At 37.7% G+C, this 23,139-nt stretch carries 24 protein-coding genes and 1 tRNA gene; 10 read left to right on the plus strand and 15 right to left on the minus strand.

Features of this window, described 5'->3' with window-relative positions:
* Window positions 1-20: 20 nt before the first annotated feature.
* Together B5X53_RS00840 and B5X53_RS00845 are read left to right on the plus strand one after the other, a co-directional pair.
* Entirely contained in the window at window positions 21-1,988 is a 1,968-nt protein-coding gene (locus B5X53_RS00840) for a tetratricopeptide repeat-containing sensor histidine kinase (RefSeq protein WP_079711329.1), read from the plus strand.
* A 2-nt stretch (window positions 1,989-1,990) separates the two neighbouring features.
* Window positions 1,991-2,668: a response regulator gene (locus B5X53_RS00845; RefSeq protein ID WP_079711330.1), complete on the plus strand. Its 678-nt coding sequence runs from the start codon at window positions 1,991-1,993 to the stop codon at window positions 2,666-2,668.
* A gap of 77 nt (window positions 2,669-2,745) precedes the next feature.
* Here B5X53_RS00845 and B5X53_RS00850 read toward each other — a convergent pair.
* A tRNA-Asn gene (locus B5X53_RS00850) sits at window positions 2,746-2,819 on the minus strand.
* 109 nt (window positions 2,820-2,928) lie between these two features.
* A complete protein-coding gene (rseP, locus tag B5X53_RS00855) occupies window positions 2,929-4,245 on the minus strand; it encodes an RIP metalloprotease RseP (RefSeq protein ID WP_079711331.1) in 1,317 nt (438 codons plus the stop codon).
* A 155-nt stretch (window positions 4,246-4,400) separates the two neighbouring features.
* Here rseP and B5X53_RS00860 point away from each other — a divergent pair, with 155 nt between their 5' ends.
* The 4 genes from B5X53_RS00860 (at window position 4,401) to B5X53_RS19105 (ending at window position 7,725) form a co-directional block, all read left to right on the plus strand.
* Window positions 4,401-5,072, plus strand: a complete 672-nt coding sequence (locus tag B5X53_RS00860; RefSeq protein ID WP_079711332.1) for an SCO family protein — start codon at window positions 4,401-4,403, stop codon at window positions 5,070-5,072.
* Between the two features lie 133 nt (window positions 5,073-5,205).
* The gene (locus tag B5X53_RS00865) at window positions 5,206-5,436 is read left to right on the plus strand and encodes a FeoA family protein (RefSeq protein ID WP_079711333.1); all 231 of its coding nucleotides are present in this window, start codon (window positions 5,206-5,208) and stop codon (window positions 5,434-5,436) included.
* Window position 5,437: 1 nt separating this feature from the next.
* Window positions 5,438-7,540: a ferrous iron transport protein B gene (gene feoB / locus B5X53_RS00870; RefSeq protein ID WP_079711334.1), complete on the plus strand. Its 2,103-nt coding sequence runs from the start codon at window positions 5,438-5,440 to the stop codon at window positions 7,538-7,540.
* A gap of 35 nt (window positions 7,541-7,575) precedes the next feature.
* Window positions 7,576-7,725: a hypothetical protein gene (locus B5X53_RS19105; protein WP_198550708.1), complete on the plus strand. Its 150-nt coding sequence runs from the start codon at window positions 7,576-7,578 to the stop codon at window positions 7,723-7,725.
* Here the strand turns inward: B5X53_RS19105 and B5X53_RS00875 are convergent.
* The 3 genes from B5X53_RS00875 to B5X53_RS00885 are packed head-to-tail and all read right to left on the minus strand — an operon-like array spanning window position 7,722 to window position 9,711.
* On the minus strand, window positions 7,722-8,183 hold the full coding sequence (locus tag B5X53_RS00875) for a hypothetical protein (RefSeq protein WP_079711335.1): 462 nt from the start codon (window positions 8,181-8,183) through the stop codon (window positions 7,722-7,724). The genes B5X53_RS19105 and B5X53_RS00875 overlap by 4 nt on opposite strands.
* A 48-nt stretch (window positions 8,184-8,231) precedes the next feature.
* Window positions 8,232-9,053: a ZIP family metal transporter gene (locus B5X53_RS00880; RefSeq protein WP_079711336.1), complete on the minus strand. Its 822-nt coding sequence runs from the start codon at window positions 9,051-9,053 to the stop codon at window positions 8,232-8,234.
* 1 nt (window position 9,054) lies between these two features.
* Window positions 9,055-9,711 (minus strand): metal-dependent transcriptional regulator, encoded by a 657-nt coding sequence (locus tag B5X53_RS00885; RefSeq protein ID WP_079711337.1) that lies wholly within the window; start codon window positions 9,709-9,711, stop codon window positions 9,055-9,057.
* A 98-nt stretch (window positions 9,712-9,809) separates the two neighbouring features.
* Between B5X53_RS00885 and B5X53_RS00890 the strand changes: the two genes are divergently transcribed.
* A complete protein-coding gene (locus tag B5X53_RS00890; RefSeq protein ID WP_079711338.1) occupies window positions 9,810-12,080 on the plus strand; it encodes a TonB-dependent receptor in 2,271 nt (756 codons plus the stop codon).
* On the opposite strand, the gene B5X53_RS00895 is transcribed toward B5X53_RS00890, so the two are convergent.
* Complete coding sequence (locus tag B5X53_RS00895) at window positions 12,077-12,811, minus strand: TerB family tellurite resistance protein (RefSeq protein ID WP_079711339.1); 735 nt, start codon at window positions 12,809-12,811, stop codon at window positions 12,077-12,079. The genes B5X53_RS00890 and B5X53_RS00895 overlap by 4 nt on opposite strands.
* A gap of 218 nt (window positions 12,812-13,029) precedes the next feature.
* Here B5X53_RS00895 and B5X53_RS00900 point away from each other — a divergent pair, with 218 nt between their 5' ends.
* From B5X53_RS00900 to B5X53_RS00910, 3 genes are all read left to right on the plus strand, one after another.
* Window positions 13,030-13,440, plus strand: coding sequence for a BrxA/BrxB family bacilliredoxin (locus B5X53_RS00900; protein ID WP_075325523.1), 411 nt, complete (start codon window positions 13,030-13,032; stop codon window positions 13,438-13,440).
* A gap of 236 nt (window positions 13,441-13,676) precedes the next feature.
* Window positions 13,677-14,408: a lysophospholipid acyltransferase family protein gene (locus B5X53_RS00905; RefSeq protein WP_079711340.1), complete on the plus strand. Its 732-nt coding sequence runs from the start codon at window positions 13,677-13,679 to the stop codon at window positions 14,406-14,408.
* 51 nt (window positions 14,409-14,459) lie between these two features.
* Window positions 14,460-15,113 (plus strand): HD domain-containing protein, encoded by a 654-nt coding sequence (locus B5X53_RS00910; RefSeq protein WP_079711341.1) that lies wholly within the window; start codon window positions 14,460-14,462, stop codon window positions 15,111-15,113.
* Here B5X53_RS00910 and B5X53_RS00915 read toward each other — a convergent pair.
* From B5X53_RS00915 to hemH, 9 genes are all read right to left on the minus strand, one after another.
* Complete coding sequence (locus B5X53_RS00915) at window positions 15,110-15,895, minus strand: Fpg/Nei family DNA glycosylase (RefSeq protein WP_079711342.1); 786 nt, start codon at window positions 15,893-15,895, stop codon at window positions 15,110-15,112. The genes B5X53_RS00910 and B5X53_RS00915 overlap by 4 nt on opposite strands.
* A 99-nt stretch (window positions 15,896-15,994) precedes the next feature.
* Complete coding sequence (locus tag B5X53_RS00920; protein WP_079711343.1) at window positions 15,995-17,071, minus strand: PA0069 family radical SAM protein; 1,077 nt, start codon at window positions 17,069-17,071, stop codon at window positions 15,995-15,997.
* A 91-nt stretch (window positions 17,072-17,162) separates the two neighbouring features.
* Window positions 17,163-17,945, minus strand: a complete 783-nt coding sequence (locus B5X53_RS00925; RefSeq protein ID WP_079711344.1) for an enoyl-CoA hydratase/isomerase family protein — start codon at window positions 17,943-17,945, stop codon at window positions 17,163-17,165.
* A gap of 27 nt (window positions 17,946-17,972) precedes the next feature.
* Entirely contained in the window at window positions 17,973-19,427 is a 1,455-nt protein-coding gene (locus B5X53_RS00930; protein WP_079711345.1) for a sensor histidine kinase, read from the minus strand.
* A gap of 39 nt (window positions 19,428-19,466) precedes the next feature.
* Window positions 19,467-20,015: a CopD family protein gene (locus B5X53_RS00935; RefSeq protein ID WP_079711710.1), complete on the minus strand. Its 549-nt coding sequence runs from the start codon at window positions 20,013-20,015 to the stop codon at window positions 19,467-19,469.
* Window positions 19,897-20,364 (minus strand): type II toxin-antitoxin system RelE/ParE family toxin, encoded by a 468-nt coding sequence (locus tag B5X53_RS19575; RefSeq protein ID WP_079711346.1) that lies wholly within the window; start codon window positions 20,362-20,364, stop codon window positions 19,897-19,899. Before B5X53_RS19575 ends, B5X53_RS00935 begins: the two co-directional genes overlap by 119 nt.
* Window positions 20,306-20,566 carry an addiction module protein gene (locus tag B5X53_RS00945; protein ID WP_079711347.1) on the minus strand — a complete coding sequence of 87 codons (261 nt, stop codon included), beginning with the start codon at window positions 20,564-20,566 and terminating at the stop codon, window positions 20,306-20,308. Before B5X53_RS00945 ends, B5X53_RS19575 begins: the two co-directional genes overlap by 59 nt.
* A 57-nt stretch (window positions 20,567-20,623) precedes the next feature.
* Complete coding sequence (locus B5X53_RS00950; protein WP_079711348.1) at window positions 20,624-21,976, minus strand: MATE family efflux transporter; 1,353 nt, start codon at window positions 21,974-21,976, stop codon at window positions 20,624-20,626.
* The gene (hemH, locus tag B5X53_RS00955) at window positions 21,976-23,010 is read right to left on the minus strand and encodes a ferrochelatase (RefSeq protein WP_079711349.1); all 1,035 of its coding nucleotides are present in this window, start codon (window positions 23,008-23,010) and stop codon (window positions 21,976-21,978) included. Before hemH ends, B5X53_RS00950 begins: the two co-directional genes overlap by 1 nt.
* Window positions 23,011-23,139 lie beyond the last annotated feature (129 nt).

The raw sequence follows: 23,139 nt of genomic DNA on the forward strand, positions 1-23,139 counted from the left end.
GTCTTCAAATTTTATTTTTATTGTATTTTAGAATCTGCTTATTACTTTTTTTTCTTGTTACATCATGTAATATAGATAAAACATCCAATTCTTCTCAAGAATATAATACCGCCAAGCATTTTCTTTTAGATGAAAAAGAACCTAATATCCGTAACCGGTTTTTAAATAAAATTCCAGATGATTCTCTCAAAAACAAACTTTTATTAGATTTAGCTTACGAATATTACTTAAAAGAAGATTCTGCCCGTTTCCGATATTGGAATTCCCAGGCTCAAAAGATGGCTATAAACTTAGATTTAGAAGCCAATATTGCCTTAACAAATTGGGACTTGGCGAATTTTTTTTACCGGGAACACGTTATAGATAGTTCTTATTACCATTATAATCTTGCGTTTGAGCAATATGTTGAAGCTGAGGAAGAGCTTAAAGCCGGGAGGATGCTACTAAATATGGCTATTCTTCAAGAGAAGGTGAAAGATTATATAGGTAGTGAAAACACGACTTTTCAGGCGCTGGATTTAATAGAGGAATCGACTGATAGTCAGAATTATGTTTATCCGGCCAATAATAATCTTGGTATAATCTATAATGGTTTAGGGGATTATTCACAGGCCCTTGAATATCACCGGAAAGCACTTAAAAATGCAGAATCGTTAGAAGATCCGGTAAAATCGGCGCGATCTTTAAATAATCTGGGCGTGGTTTATCAAAAACTGGAAGACCACAGTAATTCAATTCTTAACTATACCAAAGCTTTACAGATAGACAGTATTCTTCAGAAGGATACCAATCTGTATGCAATGCTTACCGATAACTTGGGTTATTCAGAATTTAAACTTGGTAACTATCAGGTAGCATCATTTCTTTTTCATAAGGCTCTTAAAATTAGGGATAGCATTCAGCACGAATCGGGAATTGTAATTAATAAACTTCATTTAGGAGAGTATTATCTTGAAAATCGGGATACCACCCAGGCCTTGCAATATACTAAAAAGGCTAATTCTCTAGCGCATGCGACCAGGAATAACCGCGATTTGCTGGCGTCTTATCGTCTTTTAGCCAAAATTGAACCACGAAGTGCACCGGCCTACCTGGATAGCTATATTAAACTTAACGATAGTTTATTGCAGGAAGAGCGGGCTATTCGAAATAAATTTGCCAGAATTAGATTTGAAACCGATCAATATATTCGAAAGACACAACAGCTTAGTAATGAAAAATTGTGGCTTAGTTTAATCGCCGTAATTTTAGCTTCCGTACTATTTCTTTTATACCTTCTCAGTTCACAAAGGGCGAAAAATAAAGAACTGAAATTTCAAAAAGAACAACAGGAGTATAACGAAGAAATCTATAAACTTCTTCTTAAACAACAAACCAAGCTGGAAGAAGGCCGGCAAGAAGAAAGGGCAAGAATTTCAGGTGAATTACACGACGGCATCCTGGGGAAACTTTTTGGCATTAGAATGAATTTTGGATTGTTAGAATTAAAAGCTCCCAACCAGGTTTCGGCTAAGTACAACCAGCTTTTAGACAAATTACAACTTACCGAGGAAGAGATTAGACAAATTTCGCATAACCTTATTAGAGAAGTGTCAGGATCTCATCTTAATTTCGCAAAACTCTTAAAACAGCTTGTAGCCGATTACCAAAACCTGACTTCAGCAAAAATTGAATTTTATTTTGATGAAAATATTGATGGAGAATTAATTGATGAAAATATTCAAATTAATTATTATCGTATTTTACAGGAAGCTTTACAGAATGTCGTGAAACATGCTGAAGCAACTATTGTGAACATAAAAATAACCCGTGAACAGGATGTGCTAATAATGGAAATTACGGATGACGGGAAAGGGTTTGATAAGCGAAAAAAAGTAAAAGGCATTGGTTTAAAAAATATGCGGGACAGAATGGAAAAAATTGATGGTATGTTTACCTTCGAAACTTCAGCTATGGGTACACATCTATTATTTAGGGTAAATTTATAGAAATGGATAAATCGGTTTCCGTATTAATTATAGATGATCATCCTATTATTGCTAATGCCTACGAATCTGCTTTAGAAAGTTTTGTAAATCATAATGCTACTTACAATTTTAAAATCACCAGCGTTTATAGCCTGGATGAAGCTCAGTTACTGCTGGATAATACTAGTTTTATAGAAAACCTTGATCTGGTTTTTTTAGATATGCGTTTGCCCGTGAGTACCGATGGAAAACTTGTCTCTGGAGAAGACCTGGGAAAGTTAATTAGAGCAAAGAAACCCGACATTCGAATTATTGTTTCCACTACTTTTAATGACAACTACCGTTTACATAATATACTCCAATCATTAAATCCCGAAGGGTTTTTAGTCAAAAATGATATAAATCCAAAAGAATTATTAAGTGCAATAGAAAATGTCCTGGCGGGGTCTCCGTATTATAGTAAGACGGTGCTTAACCTACTTAGAAAACAAGTTGGAAGCGATATTTATTTAGACGAAGTAGATCGTAAAATGCTGTACGAACTTTCTATTGGCGCTAAACTAAAAGACCTGAGTGACTTGCTCCCATTATCTATCGCAGGGATAGAAAAACGCAGAAGAAATTTAAAGAAGATGTTCGGTATTTCCGGGGCCGAAGACCGGGAACTTGTTAAAATAGCCAGAGAGAAAGGGTTTTTATAGATTCTACCTGCAATTTTTAACGAAACACTTTAAAGCAAAAAAACCAGCCTTTTTCAAGACTGGTTTCTTCTATTTTGCTCCCCCTCTTGGGCTCGAACCAAGGACCCTCTGATTAACAGTCAGATGCTCTAACCAACTGAGCTAAGGAGGAGTGTTTCGCTCTTTTGCGGTTGCAAATATAAACCAAATTTTAAATCACCGCAAAACAAAAATTGAATTTTTTTCAGGTTTTTTTCGAGAAAAAATTCATTCTAATTCTATCATTCAAATAACCAACGGTATACATCATTTCCATTAGCGTAAAGCACTAATGCTATTAGGATAAAAAAGCCAACCATTTGGGCAACTTCCATAAATTTATCGTTAGGTTTTCTGCCGGTTACCATTTCATATAAGAGGAACATTACGTGCCCGCCATCTAAAGCCGGGATTGGTAAGATGTTCATAAATGCAAGAATTATAGAAATCAAGGCTGTAGTATGCCAAAATCCTTTCCAGTTCCAGGTATCGGGAAATAAACCGCCAATAGCTCCAAAACCACCTAACTGCGTGGCTCCTTTTTGTGTAAAGACATATTTAAACTGCGCCACATAATCGTGTAAGGTCCAGTAACCATAGTCAAAACCTTCCTTTATACTTTCAGTGAAACCGTATTCTTGTTGCTTAACTTCAAAATTGCGTTTAACCGTAAAACCAAGAATGCCTTCTTCATCTGGTGCTACCATCACACTCTTAATATCATCGCCTCGCTTAAACACGAGCTCCATTTCCTTTTCCTTATTTTCTAAACTTATTGTTTTAATTTCGTGCCAGTAACCAATCTCCTGATCATTTAAAGCAATTAAGCTATCTCCTTTTTGGAGTCCGGCAATTCCCGCTGCCTGCTCAGGTATAACACTATCTAAGACTGCATTCTGAATAGGAATAAATGGTATCATAATTCCTTGTTCCCACATTTGTTCCCCTATATCTTCAGGAACCTCAATAACTTCTTCTTCTCCATTTTGATGTAACACCGTAATACTGTTTACATCCCGCATAAATAAGTAACGATTTACATCATCACTATTTTGAAGCTCCTCCCCGTTGATCTGCAAAACACGGTCTCCATCTTCAAACCCGTATTGTTTAAATTCTTCAGCAATTGCAAAACCTTCAGGCATTTCATCTGGGCCAACATAATTTTTACCCCAAACAAACATAATCATCATATAAATAAGAAAACCAAGCACCAGATTGACAGTAACTCCTCCTAGCATAATTATAAGACGCTGCCAGGCCGGTTTACTTCTAAATTCCCAAGGCTCAGGCGGTTTTGCCATTTGCTCTTTATCCATACTTTCGTCTATCATCCCGGAAATTTTCACATAACCTCCTAAAGGCAACCAGCCAATACCGTAAACGGTACCGCCAATTTTCTTCTTGAATAGCGCGAATTTCACGTCAAAAAAGAGAAAGAATTTTTCTACTCTGGTTTTAAATATTTTGGCGGGAATAAAATGCCCAAGTTCATGTAAGACTATAAGTAAAGATAAGCTTAACAGTAACTGTATGGCTTTAACTATAAATGGATCCATGCGTAATGCTTCAAATTTTAAATCGCACAAAAGTAAACTTTTATAATCTCCTAAAAAAGTTTAAAAGCCTTCCTGTTTTAGTCATCTGAAATTTTAAGTTTTAAACTACGACAAATTGATTGTTAGCACTTAATTTTGCAATAAATTTTCCAAGTATGCGTGATCTTTTTGCCTGGCTCAAGAAATTTGCCATTGTCCTGTTTATACTTTCGGTAATTATAATTTATAGTATATATACGCTTTTAACCCCGGAAGAACGGCTACCCGTTTTTCAGCCCGATATGGTTAATGCCGAACTGGTAGATTCCACAGTGCAACACATTCGCAAATACCATACAGTAAAAGATTTTAAACTCATTAATCAAAACGGCGATACCATTACCGAAGATTTTTATGAAGATAAAATTTACGTAGCTGATTTCTTCTTTACCACCTGCCTCACTATTTGCCCCGTGATGACAGACCATATGCTGGAAATTCAGGAGAAAATTAAAGATGATCCTGAAGTTTTATTACTCTCTCATACCGTTTTTCCAAAAACCGATTCTGTACCAGTTTTAAAAAAATATGCATTAGAAAAAGGGGTTATTGACGAAAAATGGAACCTGGTCACAGGCGATAAAAAACATATTTATGAGCTGGCCCGCAAATCTTATCTTGCTTCAAAAAGTAATGGTGATGGTGGACCTTACGATATGATCCATACCGAAAATTTTGTGCTTGTAGATAAAGAAAAACGTATTCGCGGATTTTACGATGGAACCGATGCTGAAGCTATAGAAGACCTTCTTCACGATATAAAAGTGTTAAAAGCAGAATATAAATAATTCTACTAGCTAAACCGCAACTATCAGCGATTTAAGTCGCATAAAAAGCGCCTACCGACTTTTTTATCAGAAATTTTTTCCTACTCAAATTTTACATTACTTTTGTCTTGTTTAAATTCAATCTAAATAAAAAGTGAAACGAACCCTGGCCGATTTGAAACGTGGTGAACGCGGAATTATTAAAGATTTTTCTGCTGAAAATATTCCGTTAAAATTACTTGAAATGGGTTGTTTGCCGGGCAATGAAGTTCAAATGTTACAAATGGCTCCTTTTAGAGACCCTATGTATCTTAACATAAACGGCAGCCACCTGGCTATTAGAAAAGAAATCGCTTTACTTATAGAAATTGACCTGATAAGCTAACATGGCTAAACAAATAAATATCGCCTTAATTGGGAACCCAAATACTGGTAAAACTTCTGTTTTTAATCAGCTCACAGGGCTTAACCAAAAAGTGGGGAATTATCCCGGGATTACAGTTGAAAAAAAAGAGGGAATCTGCAAACTTCCGCGGGGCCTTAAAGCTCATATTTTAGACCTTCCGGGAACATACAGCCTTAACGCATCGTCTTTAGATGAAAACGTGGTGATAGAATTATTGCTGAATAAAAGCGATAAAGATTATCCCGATGTAGCCGTTGTGGTTAGTGATGTAGAAAATTTAAAACGAAATCTACTGCTATTCACCCAAATTAAAGACCTTGGAATTCCAACAATTTTAGTAATAAATATGGCAGACAGGATGGAACGCAAAGGCATTTCCCTGGATGTAGAATTACTGGAAGAGCGTTTAAAAACAAAAGTTGTCTTAGTCAGCGCCCGAAAAAACACCGGGATTGATGAACTTAAAGAAGCGATAATCAATTATCGGCATATTTCAGATGAACCTTGTGTGAATGCTTCTATTATCGCTCCTGAATATTTTGACAGGCTGCGGAAGGCATTCCCCAACCAGTCACTTTACAAACTTTGGCTGGTAATTACTCAAGATGTCAACTTCGGAAATATTAATAGAAACGAGGTTAGTAGTTCTGAACTTTTTGAAACCAAATCTCATACCGAATTAAAGAAACTTCAGCATAAAGAAACCATTTTAAGATACCAGTTTATAAATGGGGTTTTAAAAGAAACAATGAAGGTAGACGCAAGTTCTGCTAAAGATCTGCGTTCACGTTTAGATCGCGTTTTAACTCATAAAATTTGGGGTTACGCAATATTCTTCGGAATCCTATTATTGATTTTCCAGGCAATTTATAGCTGGTCCAGCTACCCAATGGACCTTATTGACGAAACTTTTGCTTTTTTAAGCGAATGGACCAAAACAAGTCTTCCGGCAGGAGCTTTTACAAATCTTATTGCTGAAGGAATCATCCCCGGGCTCGGGGGAATTGTAATTTTTATTCCTCAAATCGCTTTCCTCTTTTTCTTTATTTCCATTCTGGAAGAAACCGGGTATATGAGTCGGGTGGTCTTTTTAATGGACCGCATTATGCGGAAATTCGGCCTTAGCGGTAAAAGTGTTGTACCATTGGTTTCAGGTACTGCCTGTGCAATTCCCGCCGTGATGGCCACCCGTAATATTGAAAATTGGAAAGAACGTTTAATCACCATTTTAGTGGTGCCATTTACCACCTGTTCTGCGCGTTTGCCGGTTTATTTAATAATAATTGCCCTGGTAATTCCAGATCGCGCTGTTTGGGGTTTTAACCTGCAAGGTTTAACCTTAATGTTGCTTTACCTGTTAGGCTTTGGAGTGGCCATTGGTTCTGCCTGGATCCTGAATTTAATTCTGAATATTAAAACGCGAAGTCATTTTGTGATTGAAATGCCCAATTACAAACTTCCAATGGGGAAAAATATAGCCATTAATGTGGTGGAAAAAACCAAATCTTTTGTTTTTGGCGCCGGAAAAATAATCCTAGCTATTTCTATTATTCTATGGGTTTTGGCAAGTTATGGCCCCGGAGAAAATTTCAACCAGGCTGAAGAAATTGTTACTTCAGAATACTCACAGAATACCGAGATTTCAGAAAACGAATTAGAAGAAGAAATCGCCTCATTTAAACTTAGAAATTCCTATATCGGGATTATGGGTAGAGGTATTGAACCAGTGGTAGCACCATTGGGATATGATTGGAAGATTGGGATCGCCATAATAAGTTCTTTTGCTGCCAGGGAAGTTTTCGTAGGAACTTTAGCCACAATCTACAGTGTGGGTAGTGATGAAGAAGAAACTATTAAAAACAGGATGGCGGCAGAGATAAATCCTATATTAGGCGGACCTTTATTTACATTTGCAAGCGGAGTGAGCCTTTTATTATTTTATGCTTTTGCCATGCAATGTATGAGTACGTTGGCCATTGTAAAAAGGGAAACCAACACCTGGAAATGGCCGGTTTTACAATTAGTGGTGATGACGCTGTTTGCCTATTTTGTAGCTTTAGCAGCATTTCAATTATTAAAATAAATGTAAGTTAAAACTTAAAAAATGACTTAAGAATTATGGTACTATTACAGGAAATTCTCGTTTTTATCACTTTCGCCATCGCGTTAGGATATTTAACCACAAAATTCATCTGGAAACCTGCTTTTCTAAAGAAGAAATCTGAAAAAACCAAAGCCTGCGGCGTTTCAGGTTGTGGTTGTGATTAACGCGTTTCAATTATTTTAAACTGAAGTTGGTAATCTGAAGCTTTTATCTTTCGGGAAGTCTTAGGATATGGTGAAAGTGCAATCGCATGCAGTGAAAAATCCTCCTGAAAAAATTTCGAAAGCGAAAAGTTTTGCGATCTTGTACTAAAAATTTCTTCTCCTATAAACTTCCCATTTTTAAATATTTCAATCAAAATTTTTGCCTCGCCTGCCCAAACACAGGTTACATCCCTCGGGCATCTTGAATCTGAAACTACTTCTTTAAACCGAATTGTTTTTCCTTCAAAATTAAAAGCTTCACCTAAATAGGCTTTAACATAATGCTCTATCTCTTCAATTTCTTCCTGAGCTGATGCAGGCATTGCGAAAAGAAAAATCGTTGCGATAATTAAAGCTGATTTTAATAAAAAATATCTTTTAATTCGGTAGCCCTTTGTAATACATAGTACTTCTTGCATAAGCCTTTACCATTAAAGACTATGCCACAAACCAGATGTTGCAAGAATTTATCCTAAACCTACATCAAGAGTCATCATTACCATAAATCCGAGGATAAAACCTAGTGTAGCAATATCTGTGAAATTTCCTTTTTGGGATTCGGGAACTACTTCTTCAACTACCACAAATATCATTGCGCCGGCAGCAAACGAAAGAGCATAAGGTAAAATTGGTTCAAAGGTCATCACTGCCCAGGCGCCAAGTACTGCGGCAAAAGGCTCTACAATAGCCGAAAGCTGACCATAATTAAAACTTTTCCATCGGCTCATTCCAAGTCCGCGAAGCGGCATGGCAACGGCAAAACCTTCGGGGAAATTCTGTAATCCAATCCCGATAGCAAGGGCTACCGCTCCACCAATACTGGCACCTTCCAGTCCTGCGCTCGCCGCACCAAAAAGCACACCTACGGCTAAACCTTCGGGAATATTATGCAAAGTAATAGCAAGAGTAAGTAAAACCGATTTATGCCAGGGAGTTTTTATCCCTTCCTTTTCACTCATTTTAAAATTTACGTGCAGGTGAGGCAGTATTTTATCGAGTCCAAAAAGAAAAAGTGCTCCTAAACCGAACCCTATTAGTGGCGGTACCGTTTTTTCAAAACCTTCTCCCGGGCTCATTTCTATTCCAGGCGCCAATAAGCTCCAGAAACTGGCTGCCACCATTACCCCACCGGTAAAGCCCAACATTCCGTCAAATAATTTCCGGTTCATATTTTTGAAAAGAAAAACAAGGGAAGCACCGGCTGCGGTAAGTAACCAGGTGAAAATCGTAGCGAGTAAAGCCGCCAACACCGGGTCTAACTCCTCAAAATAAGCGATTAAATCGTCCATTCTAATGTTTTTTTATGTAAAGGTTATTCGATATTAATTGTGAAATCCGTAATTGTCGTTCTTCAATTAAAATAAGCATAGAACCGTCAAAAGCTTCCTTTTCCAGGACCTTGATTTCTTTCCCAAGTGAGATATTATTCTTATCTAAAAACCTTAAAAAATCTGATGAAGAATCTCTTACGCCCACGCAAATCCCTTTTTCCTCTTTCCCTAATTCTGAAAGCAATACTTTATTGGCCACGCTAAAATTCCCTTCGGCATCAGGGATGGGATCGCCGTGAGGGTCACGCTTTGGAAAACCAAGGAAAGCATCTAATTCGCGGGTGAGTTTTTCAGATTTTATATGTTCTAATTGTTCAGCGACATCGTGAACTTCGTCCCAGTTAAAATTGAGTTTTTCTACGAGAAAATATTCCCATAACCTATGTTTTCTAATTACCTCAATCGCGGTTTTCTTTCCTAATTCACTCAGTTTTACGCCCTGGTATTTTTTATAAATCACCAGGTCTTTTTCCGATAATTTCTTGATCATATCGGTAACCGAGGAAGCTTTGGTTTCCATCTCTTCCGCCAGGGCATTGGTGCTAACACCGGCCTGGTATTTTCGCTCTAAATGAAAAATCGCTTTTAGATAATTTTCTTCTGAAAAACTAAACATACTTCAAATTTCTATTCCCCAAAAATACATTTTTAAAATTAAAAACCTATTTTTAGACTTATCTAAATTTATTTTATAGCTTTGACAAAATTAAGAAAATGAAAAGTTTAGGAACTATAATTCTTTTAATAATTACTTTCCAGGGAATGGCTCAAACAGGGCAGCTTGCAGGAAAAATTATAGCTGAGGGCAATTCGGTACCTTTTGCAAATATTTATATAGAGAATTTAAACCTGGGAACCACTGCTGATGAAGATGGAAATTTTTTACTGAAAAATTTACCGGCAGGAAATCATACAATCCAGGTTAGCGCAATTGGGTATAGAAAACTCACTCGGGAGATTATTATTGTTGAAGAACAAACTAAAACCCAGCTTGTTGAACTCGAAGAATCCTCTTCAGAACTAGATGAAGTAATTATTGTAGACACACAAACCGGACTTACACGGCGTACGCCATATAATGTTTCCAGCATTAGTATGCAGGGAATTGAAAACAAAGGAAACCCCAATGGGATGATGGGGAATTTAAGGGAAGTTCCTGGTGTTTACGGCGCAGAGTTTGGCCAGGGCATTGTAAAACCATTTATTCGCGGGCTTGGATTTTCGAGGGTGGTAACTATTTATCAGGGCAATAAACTGGAAAATCATCAATGGGGCGCAGATCACGGTCTTGGAATTAACGATCTCGGAATCAAAAGAGTACAGGTAATTAAAGGCCCTGCGTCAGTTTTATACGGTTCGGGCGCTTTGGGTGGGGTTCTATTGACCCAGGCTCACGAATATTATAAGAATTCAACCAAAATATCGGGGAATATAGGAACAACTTTTAATAGTGTTTCCAATGGAATTCGCACCTATGCTTCAGCAGGAAAATCATTTGAAAATGGCATTTTTATAGCCACAGACCTCGCTTTTGAAAATCACGCCGACTACAATAACGGAGATGACAGGATTATTGGAAATAGTCGGTTTAATACCAAAACGCTTAGACTACACACCGGAATCGAAAAAGAGAATTTTCAGAATAAATTATCGTTTTCTTTTAACGACCAAAACCTGGGAATTATCCTTGATGAAGAAATGCAGGATTCTCAAAGTATCGTTACAACAAGAAATGATAGGGAGATGCAATTGCCATTTCAGGAAGTGAAAGATTATTTGCTTTCTTATAACCAAACTACTCAGCACGAGAATTATGAGACTTCAATCCACCTTTCATATCACTCTAATAATCGAAAAGAAATTGAGCTAGATTTTAACCTGGTAGACCTTGGCTTACAACAAAATCATACTTTTTTCAATGCCAGAATAAGTTTACCTAACGGAAAAATAAAACATAGTTTAGGCGCACAGGGAAGTTTTGTAAAAACCAAAAACATTAAAAATTCACAGGAATTTCTAATTCCCGATGCGGATGTTTTTGAAAGCGGAATATATTACCTGGCCAATTTGGATATAGATTCCTGGTTTTTTCAAGGGGCGCTGCGGTATGATTATAGAGAAGTTACCGCTGATGCCAGTTCACCCGAACTCATTACCGATGAATTTATCCTTCCCGGAAATCCTGAAAACCGAAAACTCAGCCGAAATTTCAACGGTTTTACCGGTTCCATGGGCGCGACTAAAAAATTTAACGAACGCAATCAATTAAAGCTGAATTTTTCTACCGGTTTCAGGGCGCCAGATCTGGCAGAATTGTTTTCTAACGGCCCACATCCCGGTACCAGTAGGTTTGAAAAAGGGAATGACCAGTTTGGGCGGGAACAAAGTATACAATTCGACGCTAGTTACACCTACCGGAAACATAGGTTCAAAGGGACTTTCTCAGCCTTTAGCAGCCGGGTGAATAATTATATTTTCTTCACTGCTACAGATGAAGCTCTTCCCGAAGAGAACCTGGAGGTCTGGTCTTATCTACAAACCGATGCCAATTTATACGGGTTTGAATTCGAGTTGGAACACAGTTGGCTGAATCAGCAGAGACTAGAAACAAAATTTTCAGGAACAATTGTAAGGGCGGAAGATCTAAAAAACAATAGAAATTTAAGTTTTATTCCACCAGATAATTTTAACATGGAAGTTGGTTATTTCGGCTTAAATGATAGATCACTATATGTTTTTTCGAAATTAAGAATTATAAACGATCAGGATCGAGCAGGACTTAATGAGGAAACTACACCGGGTTATTCATTGCTGAATTTGGGAATCACTAAGAAGTTCAATTTAGCAGGTAACCAGCTGGAAACAGGAATGACGGTTTATAACTCCTTAAATAAAACCTACGTAGATCATATGTCTATTCTTCGGGCTTTTAATGTGAGTAGCCCCGGCAGAAATGTAATGCTAAATGTGAAATACAATTTCTAAAGTCCGCGTTCTTTTTGAATTTGGTCGTAAGCTTCCTGCACTTTATTGAATTTTTCACGAGCCCCTTTTCGGTATGCTTCGTCCATATGCCCTAATTTATCAGGATGGTATTTTTTCACCATATTTCTGTAGGCCTTTTTCACTTCAGCATCTGTAGCGCTTTTTTCAATTTCAAGGATTTTATAAGCATTATCGGCCGATTTGAAGAACATCGCTTTCAGGCTTTCAAAATCCATTCGGCCAATTCTAAGATAACCGGCAATTTCCTGGATTACCCGGGCTTCGGCTTCACTTACACGGCCATCGGCTTGCGCAATTCCGAAGAGAAAATGAATAATTTGTAAACGTGCGGGATACTTGGTCTTTGCCGCCAGATATTGTGAAATTCGGGACGCAGAAATCTCCCTGTTTTTAATTAATTCATTAAAAGTTCTAAATGTAGCATTGGCGCGTTCTTTCCCGTAAGCCTGCACAAAATAAGAGCGAACATAATCCATTTCAGACTGTGAAACCTGGCCATCGGCCTTTATTACCAGTGAACATAGCGAGAGTAGATTCAGTTCGAAATCTCCTGGTGATACCTTTTGCTCTTCCTGCCCAAACATTTGCTTAAAAGCTCCACCACTTCCCTTGGTCCAGTTATCTATCAACGTTCCTATTATAAAACCTAAAATGGCTCCCGGAAACCGGAAATACATATAGCCAATCACGGCTGCAATCCATTTAAACATGAAGAAAATTTTAAATAAGCGGCAAAGATACCATTTTACTCATTAAATGAGATTTATTTACCAAAAGCCTTCTTCAGAAATACAAATCAATTCTAACCTCGAACTATCTTAGTTTCATCAAATTAACTTATTCGCACATAATTAATTGAAATATGGGCAGCTGAAGTTAATTTGGTATCTTTGTGACTTACTCAAGTTTAATACAAAAAACAAAATATATGTATCCAGCAGATTTAGTAAAACCTATGCGCGAAGACCTTACCAGCATTGGTTTTGAGGAATTACACAGTGTAGAAGATGTAGAGAACGCAATGAAGAAAGATGGGACTACCCTGGTAGTTGTAAATTCGGTTTGTGGATGTGCTGCCGCTAATGCAAGACCAGGCGCCCGTATTTCTTTACAAAATGCAAAAAAACCTGATAACCTGGTAACAGTTTTTGCAGGTGTAGATAAAGAAGCTACCGAAAAGGCTCGTAGTTTAATGGTTCCTTTTCCGCCATCTTCACCTTCCATGGCACTTTTTAAAGATGGTGAGTTAGTACACATGTTAGAGCGTCACCACATTGAAGGCCGCCCGGCAGAAATGATTGCTGAAAACCTTATTGGAGCTTATAACGAGTTTTGCTAAGCAGCGATTGTTAGTATAAATTATTAAATGGCTGGTAGAAAAGTCTTATTTCGTCAAGCTGTCCCGATGTTTTGGGATTATTTTCAGCTTCTAAGTTAATTTGAAACTAGATCCTGAAACAAGTTCAGGATGACGATTAAAAAAATTTTTTTACCAGCCTTTTTTATTTCCAATTCCCAAATTAGTATTTGTAGGTTTAGGGCTTAAATACTTAATTTAACCGCATAATCTAAGTGATGAAAAAAATACTTTCATACCCCTTATCGGTTCTATTTTATTTTTTCTTTTTTTTAAACCTACTGGTTTTTCATCCCATCCAATGGTTGTGCTTAAAACTTGGTGGCTACCACCCTCATAAAAAAAGTGTAGATATCTTTAATTTCTTTTTAATGCGTTGCCTCAATATTCTGGGCACCCGTTTTACTATAGAAAACCCACAAGATATTCCAATAGAAAAACCCTGTATTTTTGTCGCTAACCACCAGGGAATGTATGATATTCCCCCGATAATATGGTATTTGAGAAAACACCACCCTAAATTTGTAAGCAAAAAAGAATTGGGAAAAGGAATTCCAAGCATCTCTTTTAATTTACGGCACGGAGGTTCGGTATTGATAGACAGAAAAAATCCCAGGGAATCGCTTATTAAAATGGCGAAATTTGCCAAATATCTCAACAATACAAACCGTTCGGCCGTAATTTTTCCCGAAGGAACCCGCAGCCGAACCGGGGCGCCGAAAAAGTTTGCCAAAAGCGGAATGCAAATGCTTTTTAAGCAAATGCCGGAGGCTTTAATTGTTCCCATCACCATCAACAATTCCTGGAAACTCTTTAAATACGGTAATTTCCCAATGGAACCCGGCGTGCATATTAAACTGAAAGTTCACGAACCCATTGCCGTAGCATCAGACGACCCCGAAGGGCTGGTTGCAAAAGTAGAACGAACTATTATTGCTGATATTAAATAATAACACGACACCTCACAAGTTTTGGAAACCTGTGAGGTTTAATTTTCCTCAATGAATAGAACCCAAATCATAGAAAACACTGAATCTTTTGTAAAAAGAACCCTTAAAAATGCTGAAGGCGGTCACGACTGGTTTCATATTCAGCGGGTATGGAATAAAGCAAAACTTATTGCTAAAAACGAAGCGGCCGATCTTTTTATAGTTGAACTCGGTGCGCTGCTTCACGATATTGCCGATTCAAAATTTCATAATGGAGACGAAAGTGTGGGGCCAAAAGTGGCTTCAGAATTTCTTCAGGAACAAAAACTTTCAACTGAAGTTATTAATCACGTGGTGAAAATCATAGAAAACGTATCTTTTAAAGGCGGAAATATTAAGCAGGAATTTAATTCTATAGAGCTGGAAATTGTTCAAGATGCCGATCGTTTAGATGCCCTGGGTGCTATAGGAATTGCCCGTACTTTTAATTATGGAGGCTTCAAAGGCCGGGCGCTTTATGACCCCACAATTGAACCCAATCTTAGTATGAGTAAAGAAGAATACAAGACTTCTAACGCGCCAACAATTAACCATTTTTACGAGAAACTTTTACTACTTAAGGATAAGATGAATACCGAAACCGGTCGTGAAATCGCACAAAAACGCCACGAGTTTATGGAACTTTACCTGGAACAATTTTATTCCGAGTGGAAAGGAAAAGTTTAAGATTTTTCTTCCTGGCAATTTGGACAAAAATAAGTAGTTCTCCCGGAAACTTTAATTTGTTCTATTTTACCTTCGTTTCTGGGACAATTTGCACCTTTTTTACGCACGGTAGTAATATAGCTTTCGGGTAGTTTCTGCCCCTCTTCCCTTACTTTTTTAACTACCTCCAGAACTTCTTCAATTTTGTCGTAAATATTTAACTTATCTTTTTCAGAAAGTTCGTTAACCTTAGTGGCCGGATGAATTTTAACCTGAAAAAGTATTTCATCAGCATATAAATTCCCAATTCCGGCAATCTGCTTCTGATTCATCAACAAAGCTTTTATCGTACCTGTTTTACTCTTTAAAATTTCGAGAAATTCAACTTTCTGTAAGGCCAGCGCATCAATTCCCAGCCCATTTCTTTTTTGAAATTCAATTAAACTTTCGGCCAGATAAAGTTTACCAAACTTACGCGGACAGGTAAATGAAACTCGAGAATGATCTTCAAAAGTCAGTGTAAGTTGCGCATATTTGGGTAATTCTTCGTGCTGATAATACTCCAGTCTGCCGGTCATCCCAAAGTGCACTACTAAAACCCCGTGCTTTTCTAAATTCAGGAATAGGTATTTCCCCAAACGTTCACTACCAGTAAACTGATTGTTTTTTAGTGTTTCTTCAAATTCACTTTTAGACGATTGGAACAATTTTTTATCACCGGTCTCTACATTTACGATTTTCTTATGCAGAATAGTAGCATCCGCATATTTTTTCTGATAGGCAACTTCGGGTAATTCAGGCATAATTCTCAGTTATCGGTTAAGCGTTCTCAGTTGTCACTAAAATATTAATGATTTCAACTTTAGGCTTATAAATTCATCTTAAAATTTCACTATAGTCTTTCAAAAAAGCTTCATTTGTCCGTCTTTGTATTGTTCGTGTAGATCGCAGTTTAAAACCGGTCTTTCTCTTCCCTTAAGATATTTTGCTTTAGCTATTTTAAACTGCTGTGCTACCTGACTGGCGAATTCGCCTTCACCTTTCATTCTTGTTCCAAACCTGCTATCGTTCAAACTTCCACCGTGAACACTTTCTATTTGATGCAAAACTTTATCGGCCCTGTCTGGCATCGCTTTCCTAATCCAGTCGGTGAAAATACCACCAATAGCGCCGTTCAACCTTACAATTGTATAACCAACGCCCAAGGCGCCCCTTTCAGAAATTTCTTTCACTAGCGGCATAATCTCGTGAGAATTTATAGAGGGGATTATTGGCGCCATCATTACACTCACCGGAATACCAGCTACCGAAAGCTTTTCTATAGTTTCCAGACGTTTTTTAATACTGGCCGTTCTAGGTTCTAAGATTCTACGGGTTTCCTCTTCCAGGGAAGTGACCGATAAGTTAACTTGAATCAAATTATCTGCCGCAAGATCTTTTAAAATATCTATATCGCGCTGTACAAGGGCATTTTTGGTGATAATCCCAACAGGATGTTTATACTTTAAAAAAGTTTGTAGCAACTGTCGAGTAATTTTTAGTTTTTTCTCGATAGGCTGGTAACAATCGGTATTTCCGGAAAGAACTATAGGCGAAGCTTCCCATTTCTTACTGCTGATTTTCTTTTCCAGCAGTTCTACCGCGTTTCTTTTTACCAGGATCTTTTGTTCAAAATCGAGTCCCGCACTATACCCCCAATATTCATGCGAGTTCCGGGCATAACAATAAATACAACCATGTTCACAACCCTGGTATGGATTTAGCGAAAATCCCATCCCAACATCAGGGCTGTTCACCTTATTTACAATGGTTTTAGGAAAAGTATCTATTAAAACCGTTTTGGAATTTTGCACCACATCACCTTCAGTCGCGCAATGGTTAAGAAAATCATCCCGAAATTCGTGATCGTGCGCGTCGAAGCGGTTATGCACATTTAGTTGTGCACCTCTTCCGTAGATAAAATCTTTATTATTGGACATATTACAAATTTATGGAATATATCCTATTTAGTAGGTTGAAAAATAAGCTTTAACATTCAAGAGAGAAATCCTAAACGCCAAAGCTTTTATTTTAGTTGCCGGGGAAATCGGCTTTACGTTTATTCAAAAATGCAGAAGTGCCCTCCTCAAAATCTTCCGTACCAAAAGAGTTTCCAAATTCACTGATTTCCACTTCAAAACCATTTACTCCATCTTCGTAGTTGGAATTGATAGCTCGAATTGCAGCACTAATTGCTACTAAAGAATTTTTCATAATTTTTGCGGCAACCTTTTCAGTAAATTCTATCAATTCTTCGGGCTCGCAAACGTGATTCACTAGATTATACTGCAGTGCCTGGTTGGCATCTATCATTCCCGCAGTCATAATCATTTCCATCGCACGTCCTTTTCCTACTAACTGCGGAAGTCTTTGCGTACCACCATAGCCGGGAATAACACCAAGCGAAGTTTCGGGAAGTCCCATTTTTGCGGTATCGCTGGCAATTCTAAAATGAGCTGCCATTGCCAATTCGAGTCCCCCGCCAAGGGCAAAACCGTTTACTGCTGCAATAACCGGCTTTGGAAAATTCGCTACAAAATCGAATAATTTGGCCTGACCTTCAGCTGCAAGTTCACGTCCTTCTTCTGGGGAGAAATCGGCAAATTCACTAATATCGGCACCAGCTACAAAAGCCTTTTCCCCGCTTCCTGTTAAGATAATTACTTTTACTTCGTTATCTTCTTTCGCTTCAGTAAAAGCCTGGTGCAATTCTTCAATGGTATCGCGATTTAAGGCATTTAATTTTTTAGGACGGTTAATCGTAATCTGTGAAATTCCGTCGTTATTTTCAGTTAAAATATTTTCGAATTCCATATTTAAAAATTTTTGGTTCGTTCTTTATTATTTAGGAAAACGCAGCTTAAAAGTAGTGCCTTTTCCAAGCTTAGAAGTAAAGGTAATACTTCCGTTATAAGTTTCCACAATATTCTTTACCATTGCGAGGCCCAGACCCATTCCGCTTGATTTCGTAGTAAATTTAGGTTCAAAAACCTTCTCTATATTTTCTTCGGAAATCCCCGCACCATTATCTGAAATAATCACAAAAACATCTGATGCTTCTTCGTGGATACTTACCATAATACGCGGATTTTTCTGGCCGTCCATTGCTTGAATGGCGTTCTTCACCAGGTTGGTAATTACCCGAATAAGTTGTGTTCTATCAAATTTGGCCAGGATTTCATCTTTTTCACTGGAAAACTGAATATAATCTTCATTAAAAATATCAAGTGCCAGTTTCACAATTTTTGGAACATTAAGCATTTCGTTTTGCTGAGCGGGCATTTTTGCGAAGTTCGAAAAAGCTTCAGCAATAGAACTCATCGTGTCTATTTGATTGATAAGTGTGGTAGAATATTCGGCTACTTTTGCTTCAATTTCGGGATCGTTTCTATCAAAATTCCGTTCAAAACTTTGTACGCTTAAGCGCATTGGGGTTAACGGATTTTTAATCTCGTGAGCCACCTGTTTGGCCATTTCCCGCCAGGCCTGTTCCCTTTCACCGGCAGCCAATTTTACCGCACTTTCTTCCAACTCGTCTATCATACTATTATATGCAGCCACGAGGGTATAAATCTCTTCAGAAGCATTACTGATATCTATCTTCTGATTTCGCTTATCCAAGCGGGTTTCGGTAATTTTATCTGAAATAATTTTAAGGGATTTCGTGATATATTTTGAAAGAAAATAAGACATAATAATCGCCAAGGCAAGCATAAACAAATACACCTCCAGCATCCTTAAAAGGAAATTATTCAAATCTCGATTTAAAACCGTATCATCCTGAACATAGGGAAGATAAAGTATGGCCAGGGGTTTAAATTTTTTATCTAAAATATAAGTATATGAAGATTGAAATTTTTGACCGTTAACTTCGGTTTTCTCAATATACCGTTTGCTTTCTGAGCGTTCCAGTTTTCTAAGAATGTCCTTGTCCAGCTGATTATCTGTGGTATCCCTGAAAAAAGACTGATCGGATTTTATTAAAAGCCGACCCTGAAAATCATAAATATTAATTTGCATCTCGTGCACCTGGGCCATTTCGTGAATCTTATTCCGCTCCCCAAAAATCATATCAATATTCTCGGTATTGATCAGATATGTGGTACTGGCAAGAATAAACTTTATATTTTCCCTAATAGCCTGTTCCTTTCTATCCAGGCGTTCGCGGTGATAGTTTTCGGCTTCCAGTTTGTACTGATAAATCGTGATACCCACAATTAAAATCGAAGCTCCCAACACCAAAAGAATCATGGAGATAAAAATGCGGGTACTTAATGAAAGTTTTGAAAGCTTCATAAATGATTATTAGTGCAAATTAATCAATTATCACACCAATCAGGCATCGGGGTTTTTAGTTCTAATTCGCTTATACATTTTAATTCCCAGCATAAGCATTCCTGCCAATAGAAATATTCCTAAAACTCCGTAAATCCAGTTTATGGCATCCTTTACAATCACTAAAAAAATAACCGCGAAGAGGATTAATGTAGAACCTTCGTTCCATAACCTCATTTGATTGGATGTCCATTTTACCACATCATTTTGAAGCTCTTTAAAAATGAGATGACATTTAATATGATAGGCATATAGCAAAACAACAAAGCCCAATTTTACCAGCATCCAGTCTTGCGAAAGCCAGCCCGGAGCTAAATGAAGCAAAAGAAAAGCAAATAAACTCGCTAAAATAGCCGAGGGCCAGGTAATTATAAACCACAACCTTTTAGTCATCAACTTAAACTGGCTGGCCAGTATGCTTTTATCGGGTTCAGGTTTTTGAGTAGCTTCTATATGATATATAAATAAACGCGGAATATAAAATAGCCCGGCAAACCAGGTGATTACAAAAATAAGATGTAAAGCTTTTATGTACTGGTAATATTCTATCACAGATTATGGTTTTTTTGGTTGGATTTTGATGGGTGTTGAAGACGGCCAGAATTATAATTTCCTGATCCTCTATTTCAAAAATCACTATATACGGAAAAATATCAAGGAGAGTATTTTTATAATTACCTTCCAATCGAAACATATAAGGATTAGATTGAATTCGGATCAATGTGGTTTCAAAATCATCTAAAAAACGCTTTCCTAACCCTATTTGTTGGGCTTTATACCAATCAATCGCAATTTTCAAATCCACTTGGGCTGAAGAGTCTATTTTCAGTCTAAAACCCTTATTTCTTTTCAATTTCCCTCTTCGCCTCCTCCCACGGAATTGCTTCTGACGTACCATTTTTATACGCCTCCAAACGACGGTCCAGTTCTTCAAGCTGCTCTTTAGATAGCAAGTTTTTAAGGCTTTCTACCTCATAATCTTCTCCCGGTTCTTTAACATTTACTTCCAGCAAGAATTCTTCAATCTGCTTCAGCAAAGCGATTTCTTTGCACGCAATAATTTTTTGAATTAGTTCTATTTTTAAAGCATTTATATCCATGTATTTTCAGCTTTCCAACAAAGATAGCGATTTATGAATTTTTCTTCGGAAGAATTATCAGGAGGTTTTTGGTTTTAATTTTAACCTCATTTCCCGGTTTAAAAAATATGCGGTAAGCAGCGTAGAAAGCAAATCAGCTATAGGAAATGAAATCCAAACACCGATTTCCCCGAAATAATAGGGAAGAATTAAAATTAGCGGGATAAAAAAGAACCCCTGTCTTGATAAAGTAAGTAATAAGGCCGGCACTGCTTTGCCAACGGCTTGAAAATAAGCAGCACCAATAAGCTGAATCGCTACAATAGGTGTTGCGGCAAAAACCCAGCGCATCGCAGCGGGAGTTTCGGTAATAATCGTTGGATTTTTAGTAAAAATGCGTACAATTTCATCAGAAAAGAACATAATTCCGCTAAAAACCAATAAACCCAATCCGCAGGCATATAAGATAGCGGTATTAATACTTTTGCGAACCCTTTGATATTTTTCTGCGCCATAATTAAATCCGGCAATTGGCAAAAATCCCTGGGTAACCCCCAATACCGGGAACAAAGCAAACATGAGCATTCGGGCGATAATTGCATAAATTGCTACAGCATCTTCCCCGCCAAGATCGAATAAAATATTATTCATAAGCAGGTAAATTACACTTACTACGGCCTGTCTGGATAAAGTAACAAAGCCAAGGGAACTAATTTCTTGCAGAATTGTTTTATTAAGACCAAAATCTGGTAAACTAATTCTAAGTTCAGAATTTTTTGAAAGAAAAAACCAGAATATGTACGCAAAGCAAAAAAGATAAGAAGCCGTGGTGGCCCAGGCCGCGCCCCACATCCCAAGTCCCATTTGGTTGATAAAAATATAATCTAAAACTAAGTTTGCTACCGAGGGAATTATCATCGCGATCATTGCGAATTTTGGTTTGCCCTCGGCACGAATCACCGTATTCCCCATCATACACAGCGCCAGGAAAGGTACGCCATACAGAACAATGGTATAGTAAACTTTTGCCGGTTCAAAAATATCGCCTTTTCCGCCAAATGCGGGAATAAGTGAATCCACAAATAGAAGTCCGATAATTACTAAACCTACGGTAAGAATTAGCGTAAGGCTTATCTGGTTTCCGAAGGTTTTAAGCGCTTTTTTTCGATCATCGGCGCCCAGTGCTCTCGATATTATTGAAGAACCTCCAATACCTATGGCCATCCCAAGGGCAGCTATAAAAAACGAAACCGGAAGCACCACATTTATCGCTGCGATTGCCGTAGAGCCAATCCAGTTTCCTACGAAAATGGTATCGATTAAAATATTGAGCGACATTACCAGGATTCCTACCGAAGCCGGAGCCGCTTGCTGTACAAGTAATTTACCTATTGGTTTTTCTCCGAGATTTCGAGAATTCACCGAGGCCATTATGCTTTAACGGGCTTTTGGTACGCCCATTCGTCTACCCAACGGGAAAGTACATTCACCCAATCGTCACGATCGTTTAGGCAGGGAACTACAGTGAATTCTTTACCGCCAACTTCGTGAAAGATTTCTTCACCTTCCATTGCAATTTCCTCTAAAGTTTCCAGGCAATCTGAAACAAAAGCTGGAGTTACAATGGCCAGTTTTTTCATTCCCTGTTTTCCAAAACGTTCTATGGTTCTATCGGTATAAGGTTGCAACCACGGGTCGAATCCCAAACGGGATTGAAAGGAAACGCTATATGAATTTTCCTTCAATTCTAAATATTCGGCAACAAGCCTGGTAGTTTCAAAACATTGGTGACGATAGCAAAACTGATGTGCTGCTGAAGCCGTTTGGCAACAACTTCCATCAATTTTACAATGGGATTTTGTAACATCGCTTTTTCTAATATGTCGCTCGGGAACACCGTGATAGGAAAACAATAAATGCTGAAAATCCACTCCTTTTAATTTTTCTGAAATACTTTCAGCTAATACCCGAATATAATCGGAGTGATTATAGAAAGGCGGCATTGTGGTGAATTGCATTTTGGGAAAATGTTTCTTCCTAAGCTCTTCGGCTAAAACTAAAATAGTTTCTGTAGTGGCCATTGCGAACTGAGGATACAATGGAAAAAGTAAAACTTCATCTACCCCTTTATCGTGTAATTCCTGCAGGCCAGATTTAATGTTTGGTTCTCCATAGCGCATAGCCAAAGCGATTGGCACAGAGGTATTTTTATCCATTTTATCCTGAAGACGTTCTGATAAAACAATTAGCGGCGAACCCTCGTCCCACCATATTTTCTGGTAAGCTTCAGCCGACTTTTTCGGTCTTGTATTTAACACAATTCCTCTTACCAAAAGAACCCTGGCCCAATATGGAACGTCAATTACACGTTCGTCCATTAAAAATTCATCAAGGTATTCTTTTACATCTTTAGGATCGGTGCTTTTTGGAGAGCCCAAATTAACCAATAATACGCCTTTACTCATATTTTTTCTTTTTCTTCTGTTGAAAACCCCACTTTGTTTCAGGAATTCTAAACAGGCTAATTATTTTCCCGGTATAAAGCTATTTCTGCCATTAAATAGGTTTCAGTTCAAAAATAAGACTATTTGTCC

This window comes from Salegentibacter salinarum (assembly GCF_900168115.1).
In the GTDB taxonomy this organism is placed as follows: Bacteria; Bacteroidota; Bacteroidia; order Flavobacteriales; family Flavobacteriaceae; genus Salegentibacter; species Salegentibacter salinarum.

What these genes read in the sequence shown, in the direction of transcription:
- B5X53_RS00845 (WP_079711330.1), top strand. Translation starts at nt 1,991, where the DNA reads ATGGATAAATCGGTTTCCGTATTAATTATAGATGATCATCCTATTATT.
- rseP (WP_079711331.1), bottom strand. Translation starts at nt 4,245, where the DNA reads ATGGATCCATTTATAGTTAAAGCCATACAGTTACTGTTAAGCTTATCT.
- B5X53_RS00860 (WP_079711332.1), top strand. Translation starts at nt 4,401, where the DNA reads ATGCGTGATCTTTTTGCCTGGCTCAAGAAATTTGCCATTGTCCTGTTT.
- feoB (WP_079711334.1), top strand. Translation starts at nt 5,438, where the DNA reads ATGGCTAAACAAATAAATATCGCCTTAATTGGGAACCCAAATACTGGT.
- B5X53_RS19105 (WP_198550708.1), top strand. Translation starts at nt 7,576, where the DNA reads ATGGTACTATTACAGGAAATTCTCGTTTTTATCACTTTCGCCATCGCG.
- B5X53_RS00875 (WP_079711335.1), bottom strand. Translation starts at nt 8,183, where the DNA reads ATGCAAGAAGTACTATGTATTACAAAGGGCTACCGAATTAAAAGATAT.
- B5X53_RS00880 (WP_079711336.1), bottom strand. Translation starts at nt 9,053, where the DNA reads ATGGACGATTTAATCGCTTATTTTGAGGAGTTAGACCCGGTGTTGGCG.
- B5X53_RS00885 (WP_079711337.1), bottom strand. Translation starts at nt 9,711, where the DNA reads ATGTTTAGTTTTTCAGAAGAAAATTATCTAAAAGCGATTTTTCATTTA.
- B5X53_RS00890 (WP_079711338.1), top strand. Translation starts at nt 9,810, where the DNA reads ATGAAAAGTTTAGGAACTATAATTCTTTTAATAATTACTTTCCAGGGA.
- B5X53_RS00895 (WP_079711339.1), bottom strand. Translation starts at nt 12,811, where the DNA reads ATGTTTAAATGGATTGCAGCCGTGATTGGCTATATGTATTTCCGGTTT.
- B5X53_RS00900 (WP_075325523.1), top strand. Translation starts at nt 13,030, where the DNA reads ATGTATCCAGCAGATTTAGTAAAACCTATGCGCGAAGACCTTACCAGC.
- B5X53_RS00905 (WP_079711340.1), top strand. Translation starts at nt 13,677, where the DNA reads ATGAAAAAAATACTTTCATACCCCTTATCGGTTCTATTTTATTTTTTC.
- B5X53_RS00910 (WP_079711341.1), top strand. Translation starts at nt 14,460, where the DNA reads ATGAATAGAACCCAAATCATAGAAAACACTGAATCTTTTGTAAAAAGA.
- B5X53_RS00915 (WP_079711342.1), bottom strand. Translation starts at nt 15,895, where the DNA reads ATGCCTGAATTACCCGAAGTTGCCTATCAGAAAAAATATGCGGATGCT.
- B5X53_RS00920 (WP_079711343.1), bottom strand. Translation starts at nt 17,071, where the DNA reads ATGTCCAATAATAAAGATTTTATCTACGGAAGAGGTGCACAACTAAAT.
- B5X53_RS00925 (WP_079711344.1), bottom strand. Translation starts at nt 17,945, where the DNA reads ATGGAATTCGAAAATATTTTAACTGAAAATAACGACGGAATTTCACAG.
- B5X53_RS00930 (WP_079711345.1), bottom strand. Translation starts at nt 19,427, where the DNA reads ATGAAGCTTTCAAAACTTTCATTAAGTACCCGCATTTTTATCTCCATG.
- B5X53_RS19575 (WP_079711346.1), bottom strand. Translation starts at nt 20,364, where the DNA reads ATGGTACGTCAGAAGCAATTCCGTGGGAGGAGGCGAAGAGGGAAATTG.
- B5X53_RS00945 (WP_079711347.1), bottom strand. Translation starts at nt 20,566, where the DNA reads ATGGATATAAATGCTTTAAAAATAGAACTAATTCAAAAAATTATTGCG.
- B5X53_RS00950 (WP_079711348.1), bottom strand. Translation starts at nt 21,976, where the DNA reads ATGGCCTCGGTGAATTCTCGAAATCTCGGAGAAAAACCAATAGGTAAA.
- hemH (WP_079711349.1), bottom strand. Translation starts at nt 23,010, where the DNA reads ATGAGTAAAGGCGTATTATTGGTTAATTTGGGCTCTCCAAAAAGCACC.